This is a genomic window from Nostoc sp. PCC 7107, assembly GCF_000316625.1.
In the GTDB taxonomy this organism is placed as follows: Bacteria; Cyanobacteriota; Cyanobacteriia; order Cyanobacteriales; family Nostocaceae; genus Nostoc_B.
Genome location: NC_019676.1, coordinates 1,518,825 through 1,544,580 on the forward strand (window position 1 = coordinate 1,518,825; position 25,756 = coordinate 1,544,580).

Here is a 25,756-nt window from a genome sequence, read left to right on the forward strand (position 1 = left end):
AAGGAGTGTCAGGTTATGGGAGCAATAACATTTTGCCTTCGGAGTTGAAAGTGCTGAGTGAAGAGTAAAAATACTCATCCTTAGCCTCTAACCTCTAGCCCCTAACCCTTATGTAAAGCTTTCCCAGGCTTGAGCCAGCAATTGACTTAACCAACGTCGCTGCTGCCGATCTAACAATTGATCATCTTCCAGGATTTGGGCGGTTAAGTCTTCCAAAGATTTACCTTGAGAACGGACAATTTTAATTACTCCGGCGATCGCTGAAGCTACAAGTTCTTCATCAATGGGCTTTTGTTGTAACGCAAGAATGTCTTGAGGGCTGTCTGGAATGGGATAATTCATGGCGTGGGTTTACAAAGTTACAAAATGAGAAAAAAAATTGACAAATTATTAAAAGTTCTTTACAGAATCTTTATTTGAGTAATAGGGCGGAGTCTACAAGAATTTTTGCCATTAATAAATCTGTCGAAATGAGTATTTTAAGCGGAGATGTCAAGGAAACATGAAAGAAGTCCTTTATTTAGAAGTGCCAATTCCAGATACAGCAGCGGTACGTCAATGGCTACAAGTGGATTTTCAACCAGTAATTGGTGTGAAATCACTGACTCCAGACGGCTTCTGCTTGAAATTACCTACAGACTATACAGCATCTGAGCAGACTATTTCCGAAAAATTACCGACAGAAATTTCAATTTTTGTGTGGTCTGTCCAAAGAACTACTTATTTAAAGGTCTTCCGTTGGTCAGATCAGCCTTTCCCTCAAGAGAAGGAGATTTTGCTATGTCTCAAGACAGAAATCAGACAACGCTTTCCCCATCAGTACCCCCAGCCGCCAGCAATTGATTTATCCCAACAATCAATTTTTGAGGCGTTAGCAACCGATTACCCACTCACAGTTAAATATTTTCAGAAAATGCCCAATGGGGAATACGACCTCAAACGTGCATATTGGTGGGAACAACGCTGGCGCGATGGTGTGATTCATCCCCAAGAACCGCGTCAGGTAGTGTTTTCTCATCCAAAATCTCAAATCCCCAATCCAAAATCGGATTACGACTTAATTTACATCGGTGGCGCACTAGGGGCTGTCCATGCGGCTGTGATGGCCAAAATGGGATACAAAGTGCTGCTGGTGGAACGTTTACCTTTTGGCAGAATGAACCGCGAATGGAATATTTCGCGTGATGAATTACAAAGTTTAGTAAATCTGGGTTTGGTAACGAATACCGAACTAGAAAGCGTTATTGTTCGGGAATATAAAGACGGATTTAACAAATTTTTTGATGGAAATAATCCGCCGAAATTGCGATCGCCTATTCTTCACACTCCCACAGTTTTAAACATTGCCCTAGACTCAGAAAAATGGCTGGGTATGTGCGGACAAAAGCTGCGGGCGGCGGGCGGTGATATCTGGGACGAAACCGAATTTATGCGTGCGGATATTGATAACTCACAAGTTGTAATCACAGTCAAGCATTTACCCAGTCAGGAAGAAAAGCAAGTATCTGGGCGGTTATTAGTCGATGCAATGGGAACTGCTTCGCCGATTGCATGGCAATTAAATGGTGGTCGGGCTTTTGATAGTGTTTGTCCGACTGTGGGTGCAGTGGTTGATGGCGGATTTGAAGCACAAGTTTGGGATTCTCAATATGGTGATGTGCTTTACAGTCATGGTGATATTTCGCGGGGGAGACAATTGATTTGGGAATTGTTTCCCGGTGCGGGTGAGGAACTGACAATTTATTTATTTCACTACCACGAAGTCCACCCAGATAATCCCGGTTCTTTGTTGGAGATGTACGAAGACTTTTTTACCATCTTGCCAGAGTATCGCCGCTGCGACATGGATAAACTGGTGTGGAAAAAGCCGACATTTGGATATATACCGGGGCATTTTAGTGTGAGTAGTAGCGATCGCCAAGTTGCCGTTGATAGATTAATTGCGATCGGTGATGCTGCATCTCTCCAATCTCCCCTTGTGTTTACAGGTTTTGGTTCCTTGGTGCGTAACTTAGAACGCTTAACAACTTTGTTAGATACCGCACTCCAGCATGACTTATTGAGTTTTCGTCACTTAAACCAAATTCGGGCTTATCAAAGCAATGTTTCAGTAACTTGGCTATTTTCTAAAGGAATGATGGTTCCGACTGGGAAATTCATTCCTCCCCAGCGCATTAACTCGATGCTGAATACTTTCTTTGGGCTATTAGCTAGTGAACCGCCAGAGGTTGCAGATAATTTCATCAAAGATAGATGCGATTGGTTCACCTTCAACCACCTAGCACTCAAAGCAGCCCGCAAAAACCCTGCCTTATTATTGTGGATTTGGGAACTGGCTGGCCCTAGAGATTTATTCAGATGGCTGGGGAGTTATTTTAACTTTAGTATTTATGCCCTAGTGAGGATATTGCTGAGTTCTTGGTTCCCTGGCTTTCTCACCCGAATTCAACCTTGGTTAGAACCCCGCAATCCTGGATTGTGGTTACAATTATTGGCGCTACGCTACGTAATTACTACGGGTAAACCGCGATCGCTCAACCAAACATCCATAGTCAACCCAGAAGCGGTAATACCAATTCGTAATTCGTAAGTCAATGGGTTTCTAGTACAACAAGGCAAAAGTAAAAAGTGAGCCATTGCGGTGGACGGGTTTCCCGGCATAAAGCACATGGCGACCCGAAGGGCAAAAGGAAAAAGAAAGAATAGTGATACTAAGCCTTTTCGCAATTCCAGATGGTCTGTTTATTTACACTGAACTGTACTAGTCCGTCCAGTGCCTACACCACAGAAATTATATTTTTGGACTATTTCAGCCCAAATAGCCAAGGTATTTAGGTCAATGGTCAAACTGGGACACTACAAGACCTGTAACCTTCTAAATTTGGCTATTAGGGCGAAAATTTGGTAATTCCACTGATGCTAAAGATTTACGTCCCTTGGGTGGCCGCTGGGGATAAACAACTGGTGACGGTGATTGAGGATCATTGCTATAGTCACCCGTTGTTTCTTCAGATAACTCTGTTTCTGGCAATTCCTCAGTATTTTCTGGCGTAGTTTCTAACCAGAAATTTTCTGGCGCTTCTGTTGTCTTGTTGGTCAACGGCACAGTAAAAGAAATTGGTAAATTATTTTCCGGTAAAATTGTTGACTCTTCAATTACTGAACTAGGTACAGTAATTGGCTCATTATTTTCTGTTGATAATGCTGCTAATTGCTGCTCTAGGGTAGTTTCTGATTGTGCTTCATTTGTTGCCCAAGTTTCCCATAGAGGTTTTTCACTTTGATTACTGGTGACATTGGTTTCACTAGTCACAGATGAAGTTCCCGGCTGGGAAGCAAAAAACATTTGAATGAGAGTATCTATTTGCTCATCTAATTTGGCTGAAGATTCTCCTGATGAGACCGTTTCTGATGTTATTGGCTCATCTTCTATTTCTGCGGAAGTATCCGGTTCAGTTGGTGCGGGTGTTTCTTCTTTAGTCGGCCAGTTCCAAGGAGATGAAGGTTGGGGAGCGGGGTTACTATGGCTGGATGCAGGTGGTATTGAAGATTCACCCCAAGAATGAGCTACATTTTCGGAAGGAGATTCTGGTTCTGCTGACCAAGGTCTAATTGGTTGTACGTTAGGAAATAGCGATCGCGCTTTTCTAGAAAATCTACTTTGCTTAGTAGTGCTATTAGCAGTATTATTTCCTGTCTCTTCTGAGGAGTCGTCGTTGACAGATGGTGGTTCTAGACATTTTTCTAAAGCTGCCTTAAATTGCAGCGTTTGGCGCTGTTGGCGCATCAGCCGAGTACGCAACTCTCGACAAGTGGTTTCTGACTGCAACACTTGTTGAGACTGTTCATGATAATTAGTTTGCAATAACGCACATTCCCGTTCTAACTGAGCAAGACGTTGCTGGCTAATTTGTAGCTGTGCTTTATAAGTTTCGATGAGGGTTTCTTGACGTTGAACAGTTTGTGTTGTGGTGTCTAACTGCTGAAAGAGGGACTGAATTTGTTCTTGAGCCGCAATCAGTTCTTGAGCTTGTTGGTTGAGCATTGATTCAGTGACACTGGAGCGCCTTTTCTGCCACTGCAAAGCTTTTTCCGACTCTGCTAAGTCATCTTTGAGATGTTCTACTTGTTCGTACAATTCATTGTTAGCTGCACGCAGTTCTTCATTTAACACCAGCAGTTTCTGAAATTCATCATCAATTACTGCTTGTTTTCCCCTATCTGGTTCTGCCACCCATTCTTCTTGGGTAACATTTTCCGTAGATTGAGGATTTGGCGACTCTTGTTGTTTTTCTTCTGCTGGTTTGAGGAGTGGCAATTGCCTGATAGCCAGATTTTCAGAAGGCACAACCGCATAAAAAGGACAGTTTGTCGGCTCTGGTTGTGGCGAATTAGCAGAATTGAGAGATTCCATCACAGCCCTGTTGTTTGAGGTGTCAGCTTCATTAATCACTCTTAACCCACCCATCTCAAGATAATCAGCAGTGCAAAATTAAGCATTGCTCATCAACTTTGTTTGCTCGGCGTTAAATTTAGTAACTAAGTTGAATTTTTCCCAAGCATGAGTCACTAGTTATGAGCTAGTGTTCCCATTTTGCATCTAGAACTGATGACGTTATAACATTATGACCTGATAAACCGTCAACCTGAGACTGGATGAGGGTTTATACCCGAAATGTTATGATGTACGGACTTCAGCATAGATGTGTAACAAAGGTGATATCTGAGTTGGGTTCGGTCAACAATTATTTGGTAGTAATAGCTGCCTGGCAAAAATTCAGGCGCTAGATAAATATCTGCGCTGTATATAATTTACCAAACACCTTGCTTTTAAGGGAACAGGGGTGTGAGACTACAGGGGAATTAGGGGTGTGACGATGTGGGGTGTAAGGGTGTAAGGGTAATGAGTTTGAGCGATCGCCTGATTCCACCAAGAAAAGAGCGATCGCTTTGATAAAAACTTTTCCGCAAACCCTAAATTAAGGTAGCCAACGGGGATGAAAGCCAATTAAAGGTAATTTTTCTGGTTTAATAGTAGTCACAGCCGCATCAGCAATCGGTAACAATGGCATTAACCACAAACTGCTAGTAGCGATCGCTTCACCGTCATCTGTTTTTAAACTACTTGCAGGTGTTTGCACGTTGGTGGATTGGGCAACTACTTGGTCAAATAGCAAACCTAGACCATCAGGTGATAAGCTCATTTCTACGTTCCGTTGATCAACTGGTAAAACTAGCAGCGGTTTTTGTTGTCCAGTTGTCAGATTGATGGCGACTAAATAAGGTTGCTCTACATATTCTGCTTGGGTGATTAACTGTGTCAACAAGCAATAGAGTGTGGGTGAAGCCGGATCAAATTGGCAATTAATAATTGAGCCTGTAGTTTTTAACAAAGGTTTTTGGATACCTTGGTTAGTGACTAAAAATAAATCTCGTGTGTAATCGGTATTAAATTTTACCATCGCCGCTTGAGAGCCATCTTTAGAAAAAGCTTGTACTAGACCAAATTGCGGCAAAAAGTCTAAGGGTTTACTCGCATCAGCTTGTAGTGGTAATATTGCCGCACCTTGACCTTGAGCAACGGCAACGGCTTTACTATCGGGAGTAATCATAAAATCTCCCCCTGGTTGGCTTTGCAGACGTTGAGGTGTGGGTTTGGCTTTTGATTTGTCCCAGGTGGTGGGCATATACCACAGCCCAAAGTCACCGGGATTATTTTTATTCCCCCGTTGGACGACGATAGTTTGTCCGTCTGGTGATAAGTCAAATTTCAGATTTTGATAATCTTTATTATCTAAAATTAAGTCAACTTTACCCGCTGCTTCTGGTTTAGTGTCTGATTCTCCGCTAATTCCCGTGGTGACTGTGTACAACTGGGCAGAGAGTAAATCTTCGTTGTTAGTAGTGCGAGCCGAAAATAAGATTTTTTCCCCATCTGGAAATGCTTTAAAGTCCATCACTGTGATGTCTTTAGGGGTAAGTACCTTTTTTTGCTCTTGGGTTAAGTTGTAAAGAATTAACTGCCCTTGTTCTTCCGGGTTAGCACCTACATAAATAATGACGCGATCGCGGGTGCGAAAACTACCAACAAAAGGCTGTATAATCTTAGTCTTATTTTCTTTCTGGGCAAATTTATCTTTCGCTTGTTGTAGCTGTACTTTATAGTTTGTGCCGTAAGGGGCTGGTGTTAATAGTGTATAAACTACCCGTCTACCTGCCCAACTAAATTTCCCAGCCAGTGGCGGCTCAATTTTTAAGTTATCCTCAACGCTTTTCGTATCCATTGGGCGGCTAAAGGTGAGGCTAAAAGCAATATCTTCTGAACCAATTTGCTGATTTTGCCAAGTAAAGTTACGGACACGGGGGGAAACAACATCACCTTGTAAGATGATAAAGCCAATCAACAAACTCAGCAGCAGCATCAAGGCGATCGCTACACGGTCTAGTGGTTGGATAAATGTTTTACTAGTCATTGGTCAAATTTTTTCCTGTTGCCTGTTCCTTACCTATAGGAGTATGTTCAGTTATCAAATCGGATTCCCATATCCCAAAATCCAAAATTTAACATCTAAAAATTGGTTGACTAATAACTATACGGATTTTGAGGTTGGGGAATCTTTTTGACGGAGTTAGCCACAATGGTAAGTTGGCGTTTCCCGCTGAGATTGTCTGTCGCCATTTGTCCTTCAACTTCTAGCCAGGTATCAGGGGCGTACTGTTCTTGATTGGCGGACAATTTCACGGGTAATCCTACAGGGTAAGCATCCGCAGCACAGCATGAAAGAACAAATTTTGCTAAAAACATATATTCTTTACTTAAATCTGGGGGACGGATAACAAAGCCTTGGACTTTGGCTTGTTGCCCTGTATATGCGTCTGGTTCAGGATAAACATTGAGTGTCCGTACCCAGTCTACAAGCGATCTCTCTTCGGGGCGAATTGAAGCCCGGAAGGCTTGAGGTTTGATACGTGAGGTTCCGAGTAAATCATTAACACCACGATTCAGTGCTTTGTCGCTGGCAAAAACTTGTGGTGTAAAGATGAAACCTAAAATTGCCGCCGTTAACAATAAAGCACCACCCCAACCAGGCGGAAACAAAGTCATGTGCTGGACGTTTGGTACAATATCGCGGCGGCGACGTTGCCAAAGTTCCTGCATTTTGAATAAACCGACAATAATCAAGCCAATACCAGCCACTACCACCAAACCAAAGTAATTCGGATGAATCAACAAGTTCAGCTTGCCAGTCAGCCAATATTTCAACATCAAAATTCCCCAAGCTGTGATTGCTAAAACATCCAGCCAAGGTATTAATAAATTAAAGCGTTGAAGTTTAGTTGCCATTTGTCATTTGTCCTTTGTCATTAGACATATCCGTCTTTTAACTCAGCACGGGCTGAACGCCCCGCTACCGCTCTAAGCGCAGCCATGCCCGCAGGGCTTTACAACACTTTCTAAAGAACATGCAGGTTAATAAACAGTGTGAACAAGAATGTCAATTGCCCAGCTAAGGCAAAGAGGTAAAAAATCGTCCTAGGCTTGAAAATAGATAACATTAACCCAACGCTTTTAATGTCGATCATTGGCCCAAATACGAGAAATGCCAGCAAGGAACCACTACTAAATGCTGAGGCAAAAGACAGGGCAAAAAAGGAGTCAACTGTTGAACAAATAGAGACAACTGCTGCCAGAATTAGCATCACAATGATTGAACTGACAGGGCCAGCACCGAGACTGAGGATTAAATCACGGGGTGCAAAGACTTGAATGGCAGCTGCGATCGCACTACCAATCACCATTACTCCTCCCAGTTCTCGTAATTCTTGAATACTGTTATCCATCAACAAGCGTAGTTTCGCCGCCAGTGGTTTATTTGGGCTGGCGAGGGGGTCATCTGCTGGTGATACGCTCCCATCCATGCGTGTGGGTGTACCTGCTTTTCCACCCAAAATATATGTCCCAGATTGCAACAAATTTGGTGTTGTTGGTTCTTGGGGAATTTGGTAACGTTTCCCCCGCCGTTGCGGTTCTACTTTAGCTGGGGGATTAAACTTCATATAACGGGCGATCGCCGGCTGGACTATGGGATTCAAGTCCTTTTGAAAACTGAAGATAAAGCCAACAATTGTGGCAATTGATAGAGAAAATACTACCCGTAAAACTACTATTTCTGGCTGATCGCGAAACGCTGTCCAAGTTGCCCAAATCACAATGGGATTAATGGTTGGCGCTGCTAATAAAAAACCAATTGCTACAGGTGTGGGTACGCCCTGAATCAGCAAACGCCGCGCTACCGGCACATTGCCACACTCACACACCGGAAATAAAAAACCAACCATACTGCCAACTAAAGCGCCCAAAAGCGGATTTTTGGGCATTTTTTCGACTAATTTGCGCTCATCAACAAAAAATAGCAGCAAACTAGAGAATAAAACCCCTAGGAGCAAAAACGGCATCGCTTCGACTAGCAGACTCAGAAATATCGTGAAACCATTGCTCAGTTGATTCATGGGTGTCGCAGTCAAAAGCGGTTTAAAGTTTTGAAGTTATGTCTAGTCATTCTATCGAAATGGTGATCAAAATCATGTACGGGTAATTAAACATCATTGACACAACCAGAACATGTTTAATTCGTAGTCTTGCTTAAGCGCTAAATAGCGCCCGTTAGTTTTAGTATAGTCATTTTACATGAGTGCATTTACTGATGATTGCGATTTTGAAGATTGTCTGATTTCCGAAATAGTTCCGAATTATCGGTTGATGGGTATAAGACTAGGTGACGTTTAATTACCTAATGTTTATACTTACTGTAAATTAGCTGATTTTTGTGTTATCTTCCACGCATTTTCATCAAGTATTTACAGAGTTTAAACATTTGGGGATCGCTTCTAGTTGCTGATATCCGTGTTTTAACTTACTTTTGGTAAATTAGCGATTAGTCGTGGTTGATTTCTACTCCAGAAACTAGCAAACGGCAATACCAATTTGGAATATTTTTAGTAAAAATTATGTATAGCGCTAATTCTCAAAAAGACTCCAAGTATTTTCACGGCTACTACTGCCTAAAATCTGGCAAATTATCATTTTTGTTATTATTAGTTAATATTTTGATGAATTAAGTTGTTTAAATTATTCATCTGTTAATAAAATAAAGATTCAAGTCGAAATTTACACATAAAAATAATGTGTGAGGTTATCAATTTGCCATTTATCAACTTTTTCTGTCTGTTTAACTTGCACCATATAGTGATATTTAGTGCTGAAGAGTTACTCAGTAGACTTTAAAATACCAGCATTTTATTTATTAATTACTCTTTAAAATTTATATATATCAGGGTTGCCAGTGTCATCAGAATTCACTTCTTTAATCTCACAACCAGTTTTATCTATTGCCAGCCATAACTACCTCAGTTTAGAGTCAAATCTCCAAGAACTGCCAATGTACGACTTTGGTGTAGATATTAGTTGTACATGTATTGAATTAGCCAATTATTTGGAAAAATACCCACAATTACCAGGAGTGGTGTTGATAGAAAGAGGAAAATTCTTGGGAATGATTTCTCGCCGCAGAATACTAGAATTTTTCATTCGTCCATTCGGACAAGAGTTATTTGCTAAAGCTAATTTACGCGAGCTTTACAGCTATGCACGCACAGAAATTTTACTGTTACCAGAGACAACAACAATCTTAACAGCAATGCAGCATACACTCAAGCGATCGCCTGAACTTTTTCCTGAACCTATTGTTGTGCAAACAGAGACAAATACTTACAAATTATTAGATATTCATGATTTGAATCTAGCTGCTTGGCAAATTCGGGGAATTGAAACTCAGGTACGCTACGAACGTAGCCAAGCACAAATGATTCAAAATGATAAAATGGCACGCTTAGGGCGTTTAGTTGATGGCGTAGCTCACGAAATTTTAGACCCTGTAGGATTTATTTGGGGAAATTTAACTTATATATCTAAATATAGTCAAGATTTACTCAAGTTAATAGCAGCTTACGCTGAAGATTTACCCCAAAGTTCCGCCACCATTAATTACCTTAAAGAAGAAATTGAATTTGATTTTTTAGAAGAAGATTTAGCTAAAGCTTTGACAAGCGCCCACACTGGCGCAGAAAGATTAAAAAAACTCGTCACAAGTTTACAAAATTTCTGTCATATTGATGAAATTTATCCCAAACCAGTAGATATTAATGCTTGTATAGATGGGATTATTCTCCTGCTGAAAAGTCGCTTAAAAGGAGAGATCGAGATTGTGAAAAAATATGGTAAAGTCCCCCCAGTTTCTTGTTTTATGGGGCAATTACACCAAGTCTTAATGAATATTTTTAGTCAAACTGTGGATGGTTTATTAGATGAAGCAGTGAGACAGCAGTTTCAACAAGAGAGTTGTCATAACAGCAACCAACCTCAAATTGTCATTACTACAGCAGTTATTTCACAAACAGCAAACCAACCAAATGTGCCAGATTCTCGTTGGGTTTGCATTAGCATTGTTGACAATAGTCCTGGAATGTCGGAAGAATCTCAAAAACAAATTTTGGATTCTTTCTCTACTGATAAACGGGCTGATATAGAAACTAGTTTAGGTGTTAGTTACCGAATTATTACAGCTAGACATGGTGGTAAATTAGATTTCCGTTCTCAGGTGGGTGTAGGCTCAGAATTTAAAATACTTTTGCCTTTGGTGTAAAGTTATGAGTATCATGCAGTGTGCAATTTTCTTTCAAACCTAACCCCCAACCCTTTCCTTATCTTCGCGCAGCAAAGACAGAGAAGGGGAGTAATACTCAAAGTCTCTAACGCCACTTGCTACAGCACGGGAAACCCGCGCAACGCAGTTACTCTTCCTGGTAAGGGAGAAGTTTTAAGAATAAGTTGCACATCGCGTAAATGTGCTACGGAAGAATATGTCAAATTTATCAGGCTAGAAAAAATTCAGGACTTACGCAAAAATTCCCAAAAAGCTTAATTTATCGTAGACTAGAAGCGGCTTTCCGAAGGGTACCGCTAAGTAGCTAAGAAATCATAGACTCTGCGTAAGTCCTAAAATTAATGCTGCAATATCAGGAATTTAAACTTCCAGTATTTTTATAAAAATGCAATATGCCAAAATCCAAAAATTGACCATTGGATTGTTCACCAGTCGGAAATGCGGTAACACCAAAGAAATAAACACCTTCTCTTTGAGGATTTTGTTCTGGGTACAAAGCAATAGTAATTTGTGTACCAGGATTTACTGGCGGGTCAAAAGTAATTGATACTGTCCTAGTGTTTTGGTCTTTGCTAATATCTCTTAAACTTAGCTTCTTTCCTTTCTCAGAACGTGTTCCTTCAAAAGCTGCAATGTTTTTGAGTTGAAAGTTGATGTCATCTAAACCTTCATGCTGGTTAATCGTAATTTTTTGCAACGTTGTTCCAGCTTCTTTTGGTACTTGAATTGTAAAGTAATAAGTTGCTCCTAGGGTATTGACTTGATTGTAAGTGCTTACTACTTCGACTAAGCGCGGGTGTTGGACAAAAGAGATTCTGTTTGGCAAAGCAGATGGTACTGGAGTATGTACCAGCTTGTCTTTCGGTGATGTAAGACGAGGTGATGGTGCTGGAGTAGGTGGCGGCTCGTTCGGTGATGTCACACGAGATGATGGAATTGACGATGAGTTGATTTTTGCTGGTGTAATCTGTGGTGATGAGGTAGTGACTGGTGGTTGATTCAGAGATGGCTGAGGTTTAGCAACTGAAGTTATCAAATTATTTCTATTACTATCATTTGTCTGATTGAAGGCAAAAGAACCTACTAAAGAAGAAGATTCCCAAGGCGTTTGTTTTCCACCAGTTGTTTTGAGTACCTCAGTCCGCACTTGTTTAAACATTTGCTCCACATCTAAGCTGGGAGTTTTCATATGGCGTAGTAAAGCTGTAGTGTAGGGGCTATTGCGCCCATCTCCATCTAGGGCAACTTTTCCGGGTGCAGTAGCATAAGCAATAAGCGTACCTTTAACGGCTTGTGTTGGTGCAGCTAAACCACGCTGTAAAGAACGCCATTGACGACTAGCAAAGGGATTATTCCGGCAAGCATCTAAAATAATAAAATTGGCATCGTTAGCCGCATCTTCCATAACATTTAGCACTTTGCCCACAGGCATTGCTTCATAACGTACATCCTGTTCTCGTTTCAGCCGAGCATTTACGGGTATTAAGTAATTTTCTCCGTCTACTTGGATTCCGTGGCCTGCGAAGTAAAATAGTCCTACTCCTCCTTGACGCAAGTGGCGATTAAAGTTCTCAATAGCTTCTTCCATCTGCCGTAAATTTGCATCTTTGAGTAGTATGGTCTTAAATCCTAATTGTTCTAAGGATTTAGCAATATCTGTGGCATCATTGACAGGATTCGCTAAGGTATCCGTCAATTTATAATTGGCGTTACCAATAATCAGCGCCGTGCGTTGTTGACGTTGAACAAGGACTGGATTTTGGGCAATAGCTTTGCCTGCGATCGCTACACTTTCTCCTATCTTTGGGTGAGTTAAACTAAACGTTAATGGCCACAATAGTGCCGCAGTTCCTAACAATAGTTGCCATTTTTGCCACAACATTTTGTTACTTCTCACTCAATATCTATATAAAAATTAAAATTTGATTATCTAATCTAAATTTTAATTCATTGTACTCCTATTCCATTGTTAGATTACCTAAATTTTTTTAACTAACCGCAAAGAACGAAAAGATTTTAGGATAGGCATGATCATGCCCATCCTCACTAATATGTTGTTAATTTATCAGTTTGCTTGTAACAAAGTTTCACCACGTTGATAAATTTCTCTGGCATAGTCTGTCCAAGTACCTTGTCCCCAATAACGAAAACAGCTAGTTTGCAGTAAGAAATTATATAGTAATGTCTGGCGGTATTGAGATTGTTTTGTAATCGTTTCAGATTCACCATTTAACAGTGATTTATTTACTTTTTCATGAAATAACTTGCTAAGTTGGTTCATCGGAGACAACACATTTTCATATCCTTTGACCCAACTGATATGATTCGTCCAAGAAGCACCATCTACATGAAAATTAGGATTACTTTGTTTTAATTCTTGGATGGCATTTTCTACAGCTTCAGGGTGACAATTATCAGGTGCAACTCTCTGCCAAATTTGATATTGTCCGATTGGTTGACAAGCTGGATAATCTTCTGGGTTGCAACCTGCGGCTTCAATTAATTCTAAATATTCTGTGCCGCACACCCCAATAACGCCAGATTTTCCACCACCATGATTGACCATATCCCACCAAGCTTGTTTGAAAGCACTGGGAAATTCATTCATCATCACGCCACCATTTTCACCATCACCAATTTGACTAACAATTGGTGGTACTAATACATTACCTATTTTTTGTTTCGAGAGGGTTTTTGCTTCGTAGTATGGTTGCATTTGAGCAACTAGTTTTGTATCAGAACCTTGAGTTTTAATTAAAGCGGTGATGCTAATTGTTTCGCCTTGAGAATTACGGGCAATTAAACGGTGTGGTAGATGTTTGTAACTTAAAGATTCACCATTAATTGTTTCTACAGAATGTTCTTGGACTAGTAACCAGCGATAACCGCATTCTTTGAGTGCTTTGATAAATTCAAATAGGGTATCGGGGTGGTTTGGTAGGTGCATTTCTGGCGGCGAAAAACCTTTGACTCGCGCCAAGGCTTCCCAGCCAAAAATAGCTGCAAAATGTTGTTGCCAAGCAATAATATGTAATTTAATATCGGGTATTGGTGTGGAAGGAACAACAGCATGACTCCACATTGTTCCCAACCATTCAACGTAAGGTTGATAAGTAGGAGCGCAAGTAATCCGTTTGAGGTTGTCAAGGATATCGTTGCGTCCCATCTGACGCAATCCCCACAACAAATTGCCAGAGTAATCTAACATAACGCGGGGATTGCAACCTTGGCTAACAAGTTCGGGAATAAAATCTCCCATCCGGCTATAGCAATAAGCAAAAGGCGCAGCGTTGTGGTTATCGCCTTCGTTAGGATGTTCAAACATATATTGCAGATTGCTGATCAGTTCGCCGTTGTATCCTGCGGGGATAGTTGGCTGGTGCATGTGTAAGGCGATCGCAAATACTGCATTGACATCCTCTAACTTGATATTAGTTGAGGGTAAAAAAACGGGTTCGTTGTGGTTGACTACAGCAAGCACCTCATTTTCCCATCCAGAAATACTTGGTAAGCCATCAATGATTTCTGGTGGGACAGTTGTAGGTAAGGAAAGCATAAAGTATGAGGAATAAAACTTTTCATCCCTCATACTGTATCTTTATTGTTGCAGTAGGCGATCGCGTCCTACAATCTCTTAAGACTTACGTGGAGACAGCAACGAATCCATATTCCTCGAAAAGAAGGAATCGCAGAAACGATTGATTCTGCTTAATAGACTGGGTTTTTCAACAACGTGCTGCTGTTTTGGTGGTGTGGCGATTTTTAAAATCAACTCCAGCAACCAAGGGGCGAGGCGTTGACACCACACAGCTAGATGACTTTGCCATCCTACTAAAATTTCTGGTGCATCATTCTGCAATCCGACTATCAATGCTTGCGCTACTTGTTGCGGTGTCATAGGGATCACCCAACGGAATAGTTGCAAGTCGCGCACCATATCTGTGTCGGTGAGAGAAGGTAATAAGGCTTTGACTTGAATATTGTACTCGGCTAGTTCTTGGCGTAAGGCTTGGGTAAATCCTAAGATGGCAAACTTGGTGGCTGAATATGTTGCCATCGTCGGTGCAGCGACTTTCCCCATTAAACTAGAGACATTGACAATTATCCCTTGTCTTTGACTAGCCATCCGTCGAGCAATCAAACTAGTGAGGGTATACATTCCCAACAAATTCACCGAAAGTTCTTCTTGCACTTGGAAAAGTTTAGAACGCAAGAATGAAGTTTGATATGCAACTCCTGCACAGTTTACCAGTAGATGAATTGGGCCATGATTGCGCCATAGTTGCGCTACAGCAATATTTACTTCAGTGGCGCGAGTTAAATCTAGTGTCATGATGACGGCTTCTGTTCCCAGCGCTTCGATTTCTTCCGCGACTTCAGTTAATTTTTGGCGATCGCGTGCGATTAAAATTAGCTTTTTCATTCCTTGTTGCGCCAGCGCTAGGGCGATCGCTTTACCAATACCACGAGAAGCCCCTGTTATTAGAGCAACATTACCTTGAATCTTCATCAGTTTTCATCTCCAGAATTTAAGTCTTAATCCACGTTTTTGGTTTGCAGATAGACGCAATTACAGCTACTCGTTTCCCGCGGGTAAGACAAATCATCAATTATTGTTGAATTTCAGAGGAGAACTCAGATGTGAGCAAATCCGATATTTTTGTGTCAATCTGCATTGCGGAAATCCTCTCTCTGCCTTCCAAATGGCAAATCAATACTTTACGCTATTGGCTGAATAGATATGGCTCATAATTTTTACCTCTTTTAGATTCAGAGCGTTGATCAGCAGCGTTGCTAAACACACGTTAACAACAAAATCAAGTAGTAGCAATATTTTTTAATAAGAATTTCTTAACACTTTGTAACCAAGAGGATATATATATCAAATATTTTGGGAAATAAGTTTTTATGAATACTGCTAGATAAATATCACCATTCCTTGACAATCAGTTGTGAAGTCTACAGATTCAGCGAGATAGAGGAAGCTGATATGGACTAAAAGACAGAATAAAGACGCAAAAAGTCATAATATTAGAGAATAGGGAATCAGCTTGAAAGTCCCTGCGTATAAGTATTTGATGATAAGTTTTATCTTAATCTAGCTGGCATTGTCTATAAAAGTCTTATGTCCACCTTATGCAATAAGACAGGGATCAATGATTTCAGAAAGGGGATCTTTTAATTAATAAATAATTTGATAAATCTGTGTATATTGATTAAATTTAGTAGAAAAATACAAGATGACAAATGGCAACCAGCTATTAATTAAAATCGCAGAAAATACATTAATTGAGCGATCGCTTCGGCAGACAACTGTAATCTTTGCTGAAAATCGGCTAAATTACGGTATGCTCCACATGTTAGGCGATTTTCCACCACAGCTTGAGCCAGAGATACATCAATAAATGGCGTTTGCTCCAACATCTCGACTGTGGCGGTATTTGGGTTAACTAAATGAGTGGAATGAACCAGAGATTCATTGTCATAGTAAACAAAATGCAGTAGTGGTTCTAATGGCTTGAGACGCGGCACAGGTAAACTCAACGCTGCGGCAATATCTTCGATACAGTAAAATTTAACCCCAGAACGGGAAAGTTCGACAAGCGATCGCGCCTGGTGAATTGACAAACCCGGTAAGCGCAACCAATCATCCACCGTTGCTTGATTCGCATCAATGCGAATCCCCAATTGTGCCGCTATTTGAATTTCTTCGCCAGATTGCAACCGATAGTAAGGATCATTGAGCAATTTGGCGCGAAGTTTTTGTAACTTGAAGTTTAAAGGTAGCCAATTGTGCATCATCTTTACTTATATCAAGAAATTTGGTCGAGCAGCTGGCGGCGCTTTTGCTCAAATTCATATTCCGAAATCAAACCATCTTGGCGGAGTGTATCTAACTCACGCAAAGCTTTGGCGATGCTTTCCACTTGATTACTTGTTTGTTGAGAAAACTTGACGGGTGACTTACCCTGATTAAAATTTCGGTCAAAAGCTTCTTCATCTTGGGCTAAATACCAAACACCTTCAATAGCACTAGCTACCTTGGGGATTGGTGTCCAAGAAAGCAGAACATATAAAATCCCCCACAATGGCTGTCCCAAATAAAACTTGTGTAAGCCTGAAATGGTTAGTGTACCAGAAAAAGCTAGAACAGCGGCGATACTGCGGCTTTTGCGTTTCGTTAACATATTTATTATAAATTTACCACTATCACAGTTAGGTCAATCAAACAGCGATCGTAGCAAAATAACCACATAAGTTCAGCATCATATCGTCTCTAAAGATAGCCAAAATCCAGCCCTATCCTGATGCTATCTTAAAATATTCTTAGCAAGGTTGGGCCGCATGGGTGTTGAGGGTGAGATTAAAGGCGATCGTGATTATAGGTCTTCATAAGGTCCAAGAAATCTTTCCCCATTAAAATGAATCATGTGATCAGGTTGATCTGCTATCCACACTTCTGTTTCCCAAGAAATTTCAGCTAGATACCGAGTCATTTCCTGACGACTGGGAAAGGCAGTTACAAACACCAATCCTTTACGGCTAGACTGAAAAAGTTGCTTTAATTCGTTGCGGCGTTTCAAGTTTACCGGGCCATGACTTGTTACAGCCTCTATTAATATCAGCCAGTCTTGTTGCTCATAATAAACTACAATATCTGGCATTTTACCGTGAGTGTCTATCTCAATTCCCAGTTCTCGAAATTTCTGAGTTTCATTGATAATAAACTTATTTCCAGCATCACCTACATAAAGAACAAAACCTCCTGGTGTAAATTTAGGACAGAAACTTTCTAAAATGTCTTTTATTAATAAGTTCTGTCCACCTGATGAAAGCTGAATAGCTTGACCATTAGGTAGGGTTACAGGAATTATTGGTCTATTTCGCTTTCTGTCCTGCAATAAATTTGTCACTGAAATAGCATAATTGTGACGAGCTTCTTCCCATTGCTCAAAACCGTAGGATTTAATCAGCGAGAATGCTTGTTGATGAAGTTGATAACACCATTTTGGACTGTTAATTGGTCGATTGGGTTGATCTGGATTCTCCACAACTATCCCCATCTGCACAAACTGGTGCATTGTCTGTCTTCGCACTGTTTCGCGTGTATTCGGTGCATATTGTTTACCGTAGTGATCACAAAACCAATCCATCATTTCTGTAATTCCGCGTCTTGGCGCTGTTGCTTGATACCAAAGTGTGTCAGGGCGAATATCTGCTAAAGCCAGTAAACACAGTGCTGAACGTTCGTTCTGTTGAGCTTTAGGAGCAGAAATAGCTTTGAGAATTGCTAACGCCTCCTCAATTCGTTTACTCGCCTGAATTGCATTTATGGCTTCGCTCATAATCGACAAAGTTTGATGAACAACTTGATCAAGTTGCTTCTGATCTAAGTGAGAATCACCAATTTGGCTTCCTAATCGAATTAAATCATCTTTGCTGGGGTATTTAAGTTTACGTAAGTCTGTAGCGTTGACTTGTGTGTGTCCACTAAATTGGCGGAAGTAACTATCTAATAAAGTTGAATTGAGAAATGCTGTTAAACCTCGTGCTAAATCAGGGTTCATTCCCTGACCTTGAGCATGGTAGTAATTTAAGTGGTTTTCTATACCAATGACCAAGGAATCCCCTGGAGAAGACACAGCAGCCACAACACGACGCTTTTCTTCTTTAGCAGAAAACCGCTTTGTTAAAACATACCAACCCGATGGTACTAACCATTTTGCTGTTTCTGGGTTTTGTGTAATAGCGATCGCTTTACGAGGATTATTCGGGGGAAAACATACTTTTCCTGCCTTGATAGCTTCTGGATAAATCAATGGCACACTGTTATCATCGCAACAAGTTCTCAACGCTGATTTGAGCCGAAAATCTACAACTGGCCCCGTCGAAACTTCTAAGCCAAGGTCATCTAAAGTAGATGAAAATTGATTCATTTGCGCTCTCAAATAATCTTCAAGAGAGTTGGTCACAATATGAATAAAACTTTCAGAATCATGAGTATCAACAACTTGGTTATAAGGAACATACCTCAGTTCTGCAAATTCATCTAACTTGCTTTCAATATTTCTAGTGATTTCTACATTTTTATGTCTAACTTTAGTTTTTATCGCGTGGAAAATAATATTTTCTTGTAATACTTTATCTTCTGTAAAAGCGGCTGAACGACTTTCAAATATATGAATTTTTGCGAGTGCCATAGTTTGCAAAAAAGCTTGCCTAAAAGGTCTAAAATAAAGGCCATTGCAAAAACTTCTAGGCGTAATAGCAACTATTTCTCCGTTGTCAGACAAATTTAAAACAGTTAGCCAAACAAATGCGCTATATAAATTTACAGTCTCAATTCCTAGTTGTGCCAGGATTTTTCTTTCAATTGATTGGCTATTAATTTTTTTATAAGGTGGGTTAAGAATTGCATGGGTAAAGCTATTAGATGACTGATTAAAAAGTGGTAAATCTATTTCACTAATATCCTGAATAAAACTTTTTTGATATAAGCAATAATTTGCTATAATTCCGATTTTTTCTAAAGCGATACAACATTCTGTCAGGCATTGTCTCAAAGATGGGATAAAAGCTGATTCAATTTCATACGCTGTGAGCAAACAACTTTCGACATTGTGAGGATTTGCTAATAGCTGTTCGACCAATGCAGCAGTTAACGCACCAACTCCAGCCCCCGGATCTAAAAGACTAATATGACCAGATAAATTGCTGAATTTCCTCGCCATCAACTGTGCAACTGGAGCGGGAGTGAAAAACTGTCCCAATTCACTGCGCTGTTTTAAATTCAGTTTTGAGGAGAAATGAACCCTTTTAATATCAGTCGAGTCTGTGAGGAATGTCGTCATTTTGATGTGAAAAAAATTAGCTTACTTGCAGGCTACGTTTAATAGCTTCAGATATCCTAAATTTCCTCTTTACTCATTGATAGAAAAAACCAAATATGCGTAGGGTTAAAAACTCATCTACTTCAGTAATCAAACACATTTTAGTTATATCTCTGAGGTTGACGTAGTGTACTTCACTAACTGGAAATGTGCTTTAAAGGCTAAACAAAAAAACCGCAGAAATATTTGGAGGGGGTTTGGGTGACGGTTGCGTCCCCCAATCGGGGGGCTTGGGGGAGAATCCCCTAAATCTTGGCTCAGAAAGACCATGATTAATTTGTACAGTGCGTAAGTCCTTGAGTCATTTAAGTAAATAATATTTTTATATCAAGTATGTAGTTCTAAAAGCGATCGCTTGACAACTACTTGACAACTACAATAAATTCTGGATGTGGGTTTGAAACCCTTTTAAACCACCATCAATATCCCAACGGCTCTTAAAAGTGGGCAACTCATCTAATTTCATCACGTTCCCACCTTCATAGTGCAGAACTGCTGAATAATCAAACATTTTCTCTGCTCTTGCTGATGCTGGTGGATGAACAAAATCAATAGTCCACAATACCTCAACTATTCGATAAATATCATAATCACCCTTCCCAGACTCACGTTCAGGTTTGTAATCAAGAATTTTTACTAAATGAGTGACATATCCGCGCTGTCTGAGCAAAATTAAATCGTCTTTTTCAGGTCTACGGGCATCATCTTCATTATCTCTCCAAGCCAGTTTAAAGAGATCATGGACTTTGCATGGTGAATACGCCCAATCACCATCGTCACGTCTCACGTTTTTAGTCCATTTCAAAAGATGTAAATCCATGTTACTGATCCAGTAGGTTGATGACTATATTGAAATATCACTTTGCTTTCAGCTATAGTTATTCACTACTTTATAATTCCCAAAACATCGTTACTAGGTTCAACCCAATAACGATGTTTCACGAAACTTATCTTAACCTTGAGTTACAGGTTCCTTCGCTAAGAACTTCTCTAGCTCTGTCAGTGCATCAGCATCAACCTTAGTTTGCATCGGACAGAACTTCGGCCCACACATCGAGCAAAATTCAGCCGTTTTATAGATGTCTGCGGGTAAAGTTTCGTCGTGATATTCCTTCGCTCTTTCAGGGTCGAGGGATAACTCAAACTGACGGTTCCAGTCAAAGTTGTAACGAGCTTTAGATAATTCGTCGTCTCTGTCTCTTGCACCAGGGCGATGTCTAGCGATATCAGCGGCGTGTGCTGCTATTTTATAAGCAATCAACCCATTTCTGACATCTTCAGCATTAGGTAATCCCAAGTGTTCTTTAGGTGTAACGTAGCACAACATTGCTGTACCATACCAACCAGCCATTGCTGCGCCAATAGCGGAGGTGATGTGGTCGTAACCAGGAGCAATATCTGTTACCAAAGGCCCTAGCACATAGAATGGTGCTTCAGAACACTCTTCCATTTGCTTGCGGACGTTGAATTCAATTTGATCCATTGGGACGTGTCCAGGCCCTTCAACCATCACCTGTACATTGTGTTCCCAAGCTTTGCGAGTTAACTGTCCGAGGGTTTTAAGTTCTGCTAATTGTGCAGCGTCGGAAGCATCATGGGTACAGCCAGGACGTAGGGAATCACCCAAGCTGAAGGAAACATCATATTTCTTGAAAATTTCAATAATGTCTTGAAAGTGGGTGTAAAGCGGGTTTTGTTTATGGTGATGCAGCATCCACCGTGCCAAAATACCACCACCACGAGAAACAATCCCTGTGATGCGGTTTCTGACTAAAGGCAAATGCTCCATCAAAATACCAGCGTGGATGGTTTGATAGTCTACCCCTTGCTGGGCGTGTTTTTCGATGACGTGGAGAAAGTCATCGGCGGTGAGGTTTTCAATTGTGCCGTGGACGCTTTCTAAAGCTTGGTACACTGGCACTGTTCCAATGGGAACGGGTGAGGCGTTGATAATAGCTGTGCGAATTTCATCTAAGTTACCGCCACCTGTGGATAAATCCATCACGGTATCAGCACCATACTTCACCGCCAGCTGCAATTTATCTACTTCTTCTTGAAGGTTAGAAGAGTTGGGTGAAGCACCGATATTGGCATTTACCTTGCACTTAGAAGCGATACCAATAGCCATCGGCTCTAAGTTGGTGTGATTAATGTTAGCCGGGATAATCATTCGTCCCCGTGCTACTTCCTCACGAATCAAGTCAGCAGGAAGATTTTCCCGCTGGGCAACGTAAGCCATTTCTTCGGTGATAACACCCTGACGTGCGTAGTGCATTTGAGTTACATTGCTCTGCCCACGCCGCTTGGCAACCCATTCTTTCCGCATGATTGAAATTCCTCAATAAACAGCTTCCCTCCGCTGGTATTACCCAGACTCAGGTGTTAAGGGTGTGATCTCAGCCTGATGATTTAGGCACCCCTAGCATGGATGTAGATTGTATCACCTTGTTTAGGGTGGAGAGCAAGGAAGTTAACAATTTATGAGGTATGGGGGAGTGCGATCGCTATAATAATTTTGTAATGAAGTATCAAGAGGCGACGCTGAAGGATGAACACAATTGAACCAAATAGCGACGCGCAGAGTTTACAAGGTTTTATGGATAAAGCAACTTTAACTAAAAGTCCAGAAAATTGGGAAGATGAGGGAGATGAAATACTTCCATTTCAATACTCCATTACTAGTTATGGAGCAGATTACCCTGTTGATGGCCTTGTAAAACGATTAGAAAACGGCAGTATATACATCCCTTCACTTCAACGTCATTATGTATGGAAGTTGGAGCAAGCTTCACGTTTTATAGAATCACTTTTACTTGGACTACCGGTTCCAGGTATCTTTTTATCAAAAGAAAAAGAAACGCAAAAACTGTTAGTGATTGATGGCCAACAAAGATTGCGTACTCTTCAATATTTTTATGTTGGAGTATTTCAAGTTAATGGTAAAGATAAAGAGTTTGCTCTTAAAGGTGTACAACCTCAATTTGAGGAACTAACATACCAGTCCTTATCTGATGAAGATCGCCGTAGATTAGATGATTCAATCATACACGCAACAATCGTCAACCAAGATGAACCCTCTGAAGATGACAGTAGTATTTACCATATTTTTCAAAGATTGAATACAGGTGGTACAACTTTAGAGTCCCAAGAAATTCGTTCTTCTATTTATCATGGAGAATTTAATGACTTGTTAAAGCAACTTAATAATAATTCTGCTTGGCGCTCCATATATGGTAAAAATGACAAAAATATAAGAATGAGGGATGAAGAACTTATCCTTCGTTTTCTTGCACTTTATTTTAAAGGTAATGAATACAAAAGACCATTAAAAGAATTTCTTAATAAATTTATGGGAAAAAATAGACATCTTAAATACTATTCTGGAGAAAAAATTAGAGATGTATTTGAAACAACAATCAATAAAATTTATCAATGTATTGGTACTAGAGCTTTTAAACCTAAAAGAACGCTAAACGCTTCTGTATTTGATGCCGTTATGATAGGCGTTGCTCGTCGGCTCGAAAAATCTGATATCAATGACTGTGAACAATTAAAATTACAATATACAAATCTTTTAGAAGATCCAAGTTTTCTAGAAGTAACTGTAAAGACTGCACGTACTTCTGAGGAAGAAAACGTAAAAGAGAGAATAGAAAAAGCTATAAATGCTTTTGCTGAAATAGAATGAAAAATCGTGAGGTGATGCGGGCTAAACAAAAACTGGATAACCTATTTGAAAAAGTTAATCATTTACCAGATGACAATGAGCTTAAAGCACATTGGGCAAGATATTTATGTATATTAGTTTCAGGCTTTATAGAAAATTCAGTACGTGCAATATATAGTCAATATGCAAAAAATAAGGCCATTCCAAATATAGCTAATTTTGTAGAACGTAAATTAGATGATTTACAAAACCCTAAAATGGAAAAAATACTTCAGTTAACAGGAGCATTTAGCCTACAATGGGAATCCAATCTGAGAAAAGCTACTGAAGGTGAATTAAAAGACGCAATTGATAGTATTGTTGCTAACAGAAATAATATTGCACATGGTCAAGATGTTGGTATCACGTATGCAACAATAAAAGACTATTATGAAAAAGCATTTAAAGTGATTCAAATGATTGAAAATCAATGTAACCCTTAGTATGATTATACATATTAAAACAATTTAAAATATTAAATACGATAATTATTAATGTATTGTTGATGCTTAGAGGCTATTTATAAAGTAAATCTAAAAGCGAAAAGAAAAGAGTTATGACAACGATAAGATACATTAAACGTAGTGTATTTACATAGTTAGGTATGGCGCGAAAGTCTTACCCCACAGACTTAACAGATATGGAGTGGGAAATCCTAGCCCCCTTGATTCCACCAGCGAAAGAAGGAGGACACCCGCGCACAACTGATATGCGGGAGGTATGCAACGCTATCTACTATCACCTGAAGACAGGATGCCAATGGAATATGCTTCCGGGAGACTTCCCGCCCAGCTCAACTGTATACAACTACTACCGCAAATGGCAGCGCAAAGGGGTATGGGAAAAATTAAACCATTCATTACGCGGTCAGGTTCGCTTAAAATTAGGTAAATCAACACAACCCAGCGCCCTCGCCGCAGACAGTCAGTCAGTTAAAACTGACCAAAAAAGGGGGATGTGTACGGTTTTGATGGCGGTAAAAAGGTAAAAGGGCGAAAGCGACAGACTTTGGTTGATAGCCTGGGATTATTGTTGAAAGTGGTTGTAAGTGAAGCAAATGCCCCAGAGCGAGTGCTTGCTGCCTATGCTTTGATGGAATTGTTAGAGGAGCGTCCTGAATTACTTGAGAAAGTTGAAGTTTTATGGGTTGATTCCGGTTATGACGGTGATAAGTTTGCTCTTTGTGTTTGGTTGATGATCCAAGCTCATGTTGAAGTCATACGGCGTACCGAGTCAGAATTTCAGGTTTTACCGAAACGTTGGGTAGTCGAAAGAACATTTGGGTGGTTTAACCAATATCATCGTCTCAGCAAAGATTATGAGCGCCTACCCGAAATGAGTGAAGCTGCTATATATGCTGTTATGACTCGGATTATGTTGCGTCGTCTTGTCGTCTAAAGATTTACTTTATAAATAGTCTCTGAAAGCGATCGCACCTCACCTTTCTAAACGCCAGAAATTTTTGGGCGATCGCCTTATTGAAATCTCATTCGCCGACAAATCTTAGAGTTAAGCATAATCAACTCATCTGTATCTGGTTTTTATTAAAATTTCCAAATTTTTGCATAATTTAACTCAGTTAACTCTGTTAAGTCTAAATGGAGAATTCTAGGAGTATAAAAAATAGACAATATCTAATGACCAATAGCTTTCGGTATCTAATTTTTCATAAACCTTACGGTGTTCTCTGTCAATTTACTCAGGAAACACCTAACCATAGCACTCTCAAAGATTATATCGATGTGCCTGATGTCTATGCGGTAGGGCGCTTGGACTGGGACAGTGAAGGGTTATTACTGTTGACAAACGATGGCAAATTGCAACATCGGCTGTCTGATCCGCGTTTTGGACATCAGCGAAGTTACTGGGTACAAGTAGAGCGGATTCCCGATGCAGATGCTATAACCAAATTGCAAACGGGTGTAGAAATCAAAGATTACCGCACTCGCCCGGCAAAAGTGAGACTGTTACCCGAAGATCCACCAGTGGGCGAGCGCCACCCACCCATCAGATTTCGCAAAAATGTGCCGACAGCTTGGCTAGAAATGGCTTTGACAGAAGGCAAAAATCGTCAAGTGCGGCGGATGACTGCGGCTGTAGGGTTTCCCACTTTGCGACTCATCAGGGTGAGTATAGCCCATCTTAATTTGGATGGACTACAACTAGGCCAGTGGCGCGAGTTGAGTGTATCGGAACTCAAATTGCTGCATAACTTACCGAACAAATCTTCAGCATCTAGAACTAAGCAGCCTAAATTTTCTGAGTGAATAAATTTTTTGGGTCAATTAATCAATAGATGTAAATAAACGTGATGAATAATCTGTGGGTGTTAGCTATCAATGGAAAGCATTAAACACTGGGAATGAATCTTTTTGGCTGTAATTGGTTAAATGTAATCAAAAAAAGTATAATAAGTTTTTTTTATTCCCTATTAA

At 40.3% G+C, this 25,756-nt stretch carries 20 protein-coding genes and 1 riboswitch; of the genes, 6 read left to right on the top strand and 14 right to left on the bottom strand.

Features of this window, described 5'->3' with window-relative positions; genetic code table 11:
• Nucleotides 1-108: 108 nt before the first annotated feature.
• Entirely contained in the window at nt 109-342 is a 234-nt protein-coding gene (locus NOS7107_RS06535) for a hypothetical protein (protein ID WP_015112190.1), read from the bottom strand.
• Between the two features lie 160 nt (nt 343-502).
• Here NOS7107_RS06535 and NOS7107_RS06540 point away from each other — a divergent pair, with 160 nt between their 5' ends.
• Nucleotides 503-2,590: an NAD(P)/FAD-dependent oxidoreductase gene (locus tag NOS7107_RS06540; RefSeq protein ID WP_015112191.1), complete on the top strand. Its 2,088-nt coding sequence runs from the start codon at nt 503-505 to the stop codon at nt 2,588-2,590.
• 285 nt (nt 2,591-2,875) lie between these two features.
• On the opposite strand, the gene NOS7107_RS06545 is transcribed toward NOS7107_RS06540, so the two are convergent.
• The 5 genes from NOS7107_RS06545 to NOS7107_RS06560 form a co-directional block, all read right to left on the bottom strand.
• Nucleotides 2,876-4,468, bottom strand: coding sequence for a hypothetical protein (locus NOS7107_RS06545; RefSeq protein ID WP_015112192.1), 1,593 nt, complete (start codon nt 4,466-4,468; stop codon nt 2,876-2,878).
• Nucleotides 4,469-4,852: 384 nt separating this feature from the next.
• Complete coding sequence (locus tag NOS7107_RS28460) at nt 4,853-5,008, bottom strand: hypothetical protein (protein WP_157373981.1); 156 nt, start codon at nt 5,006-5,008, stop codon at nt 4,853-4,855.
• A complete protein-coding gene (locus NOS7107_RS06550; RefSeq protein WP_015112193.1) occupies nt 4,980-6,473 on the bottom strand; it encodes a hypothetical protein in 1,494 nt (497 codons plus the stop codon). Before NOS7107_RS06550 ends, NOS7107_RS28460 begins: the two co-directional genes overlap by 29 nt.
• Before the next feature lie 110 nt (nt 6,474-6,583).
• Nucleotides 6,584-7,345: a TIGR03943 family protein gene (locus NOS7107_RS06555; protein WP_015112194.1), complete on the bottom strand. Its 762-nt coding sequence runs from the start codon at nt 7,343-7,345 to the stop codon at nt 6,584-6,586.
• A 110-nt stretch (nt 7,346-7,455) separates the two neighbouring features.
• Complete coding sequence (locus tag NOS7107_RS06560; protein WP_015112195.1) at nt 7,456-8,511, bottom strand: permease; 1,056 nt, start codon at nt 8,509-8,511, stop codon at nt 7,456-7,458.
• A gap of 833 nt (nt 8,512-9,344) precedes the next feature.
• Between NOS7107_RS06560 and NOS7107_RS06565 the strand changes: the two genes are divergently transcribed.
• Nucleotides 9,345-10,703, top strand: coding sequence for a sensor histidine kinase (locus NOS7107_RS06565; protein WP_015112196.1), 1,359 nt, complete (start codon nt 9,345-9,347; stop codon nt 10,701-10,703).
• 373 nt (nt 10,704-11,076) lie between these two features.
• Here the strand turns inward: NOS7107_RS06565 and NOS7107_RS29820 are convergent, their stop codons facing one another.
• From NOS7107_RS29820 to thiC, 8 genes are all read right to left on the bottom strand, one after another.
• Complete coding sequence (locus tag NOS7107_RS29820) at nt 11,077-12,606, bottom strand: DUF2808 domain-containing protein (RefSeq protein WP_015112197.1); 1,530 nt, start codon at nt 12,604-12,606, stop codon at nt 11,077-11,079.
• A gap of 183 nt (nt 12,607-12,789) precedes the next feature.
• Nucleotides 12,790-14,280 carry a hypothetical protein gene (locus tag NOS7107_RS06575; protein ID WP_015112198.1) on the bottom strand — a complete coding sequence of 497 codons (1,491 nt, stop codon included), beginning with the start codon at nt 14,278-14,280 and terminating at the stop codon, nt 12,790-12,792.
• 78 nt (nt 14,281-14,358) lie between these two features.
• Entirely contained in the window at nt 14,359-15,234 is an 876-nt protein-coding gene (locus NOS7107_RS06580; protein WP_015112199.1) for an SDR family oxidoreductase, read from the bottom strand.
• A 755-nt stretch (nt 15,235-15,989) separates the two neighbouring features.
• Nucleotides 15,990-16,523, bottom strand: a complete 534-nt coding sequence (locus NOS7107_RS06585) for a ComEA family DNA-binding protein (RefSeq protein ID WP_044499770.1) — start codon at nt 16,521-16,523, stop codon at nt 15,990-15,992.
• 14 nt (nt 16,524-16,537) lie between these two features.
• On the bottom strand, nt 16,538-16,912 hold the full coding sequence (locus NOS7107_RS06590) for an NINE protein (protein WP_015112201.1): 375 nt from the start codon (nt 16,910-16,912) through the stop codon (nt 16,538-16,540).
• 192 nt (nt 16,913-17,104) lie between these two features.
• Nucleotides 17,105-19,576, bottom strand: coding sequence for a BsuBI/PstI family type II restriction endonuclease (locus tag NOS7107_RS06595; RefSeq protein ID WP_015112202.1), 2,472 nt, complete (start codon nt 19,574-19,576; stop codon nt 17,105-17,107).
• Nucleotides 19,577-19,988: 412 nt separating this feature from the next.
• The gene (locus NOS7107_RS06600) at nt 19,989-20,435 is read right to left on the bottom strand and encodes a hypothetical protein (protein WP_015112203.1); all 447 of its coding nucleotides are present in this window, start codon (nt 20,433-20,435) and stop codon (nt 19,989-19,991) included.
• 132 nt (nt 20,436-20,567) lie between these two features.
• On the bottom strand, nt 20,568-21,941 hold the full coding sequence (gene thiC / locus NOS7107_RS06605; protein ID WP_015112204.1) for a phosphomethylpyrimidine synthase: 1,374 nt from the start codon (nt 21,939-21,941) through the stop codon (nt 20,568-20,570).
• Between the two features lie 8 nt (nt 21,942-21,949).
• Nucleotides 21,950-22,046: riboswitch (TPP riboswitch) on the bottom strand.
• A 117-nt stretch (nt 22,047-22,163) separates the two neighbouring features.
• On the opposite strand from thiC, the gene NOS7107_RS06610 reads away from it, so the two are divergent.
• The 4 genes from NOS7107_RS06610 to NOS7107_RS06630 all read left to right on the top strand — a co-directional run bounded on the left by NOS7107_RS06610 (nt 22,164) and on the right by NOS7107_RS06630 (nt 25,588).
• A complete protein-coding gene (locus NOS7107_RS06610; RefSeq protein WP_015112205.1) occupies nt 22,164-23,303 on the top strand; it encodes a DUF262 domain-containing protein in 1,140 nt (379 codons plus the stop codon).
• Complete coding sequence (locus tag NOS7107_RS06615) at nt 23,300-23,764, top strand: HEPN domain-containing protein (protein WP_015112206.1); 465 nt, start codon at nt 23,300-23,302, stop codon at nt 23,762-23,764. The genes NOS7107_RS06610 and NOS7107_RS06615 overlap by 4 nt, the downstream gene beginning before the upstream one ends.
• A 161-nt stretch (nt 23,765-23,925) precedes the next feature.
• Nucleotides 23,926-24,719, top strand: a protein-coding gene (locus tag NOS7107_RS27660) for an IS5 family transposase (RefSeq protein ID WP_085999800.1) whose coding sequence is annotated in 2 segments (ribosomal slippage) — nt 23,926-24,265 and nt 24,265-24,719 — 795 coding nt in all. Because the reading frame shifts where the segments join, the coding sequence is not laid out codon by codon here.
• Between the two features lie 239 nt (nt 24,720-24,958).
• Nucleotides 24,959-25,588, top strand: a complete 630-nt coding sequence (locus NOS7107_RS06630; RefSeq protein ID WP_015112207.1) for an rRNA large subunit pseudouridine synthase E — start codon at nt 24,959-24,961, stop codon at nt 25,586-25,588.
• Nucleotides 25,589-25,756 lie beyond the last annotated feature (168 nt).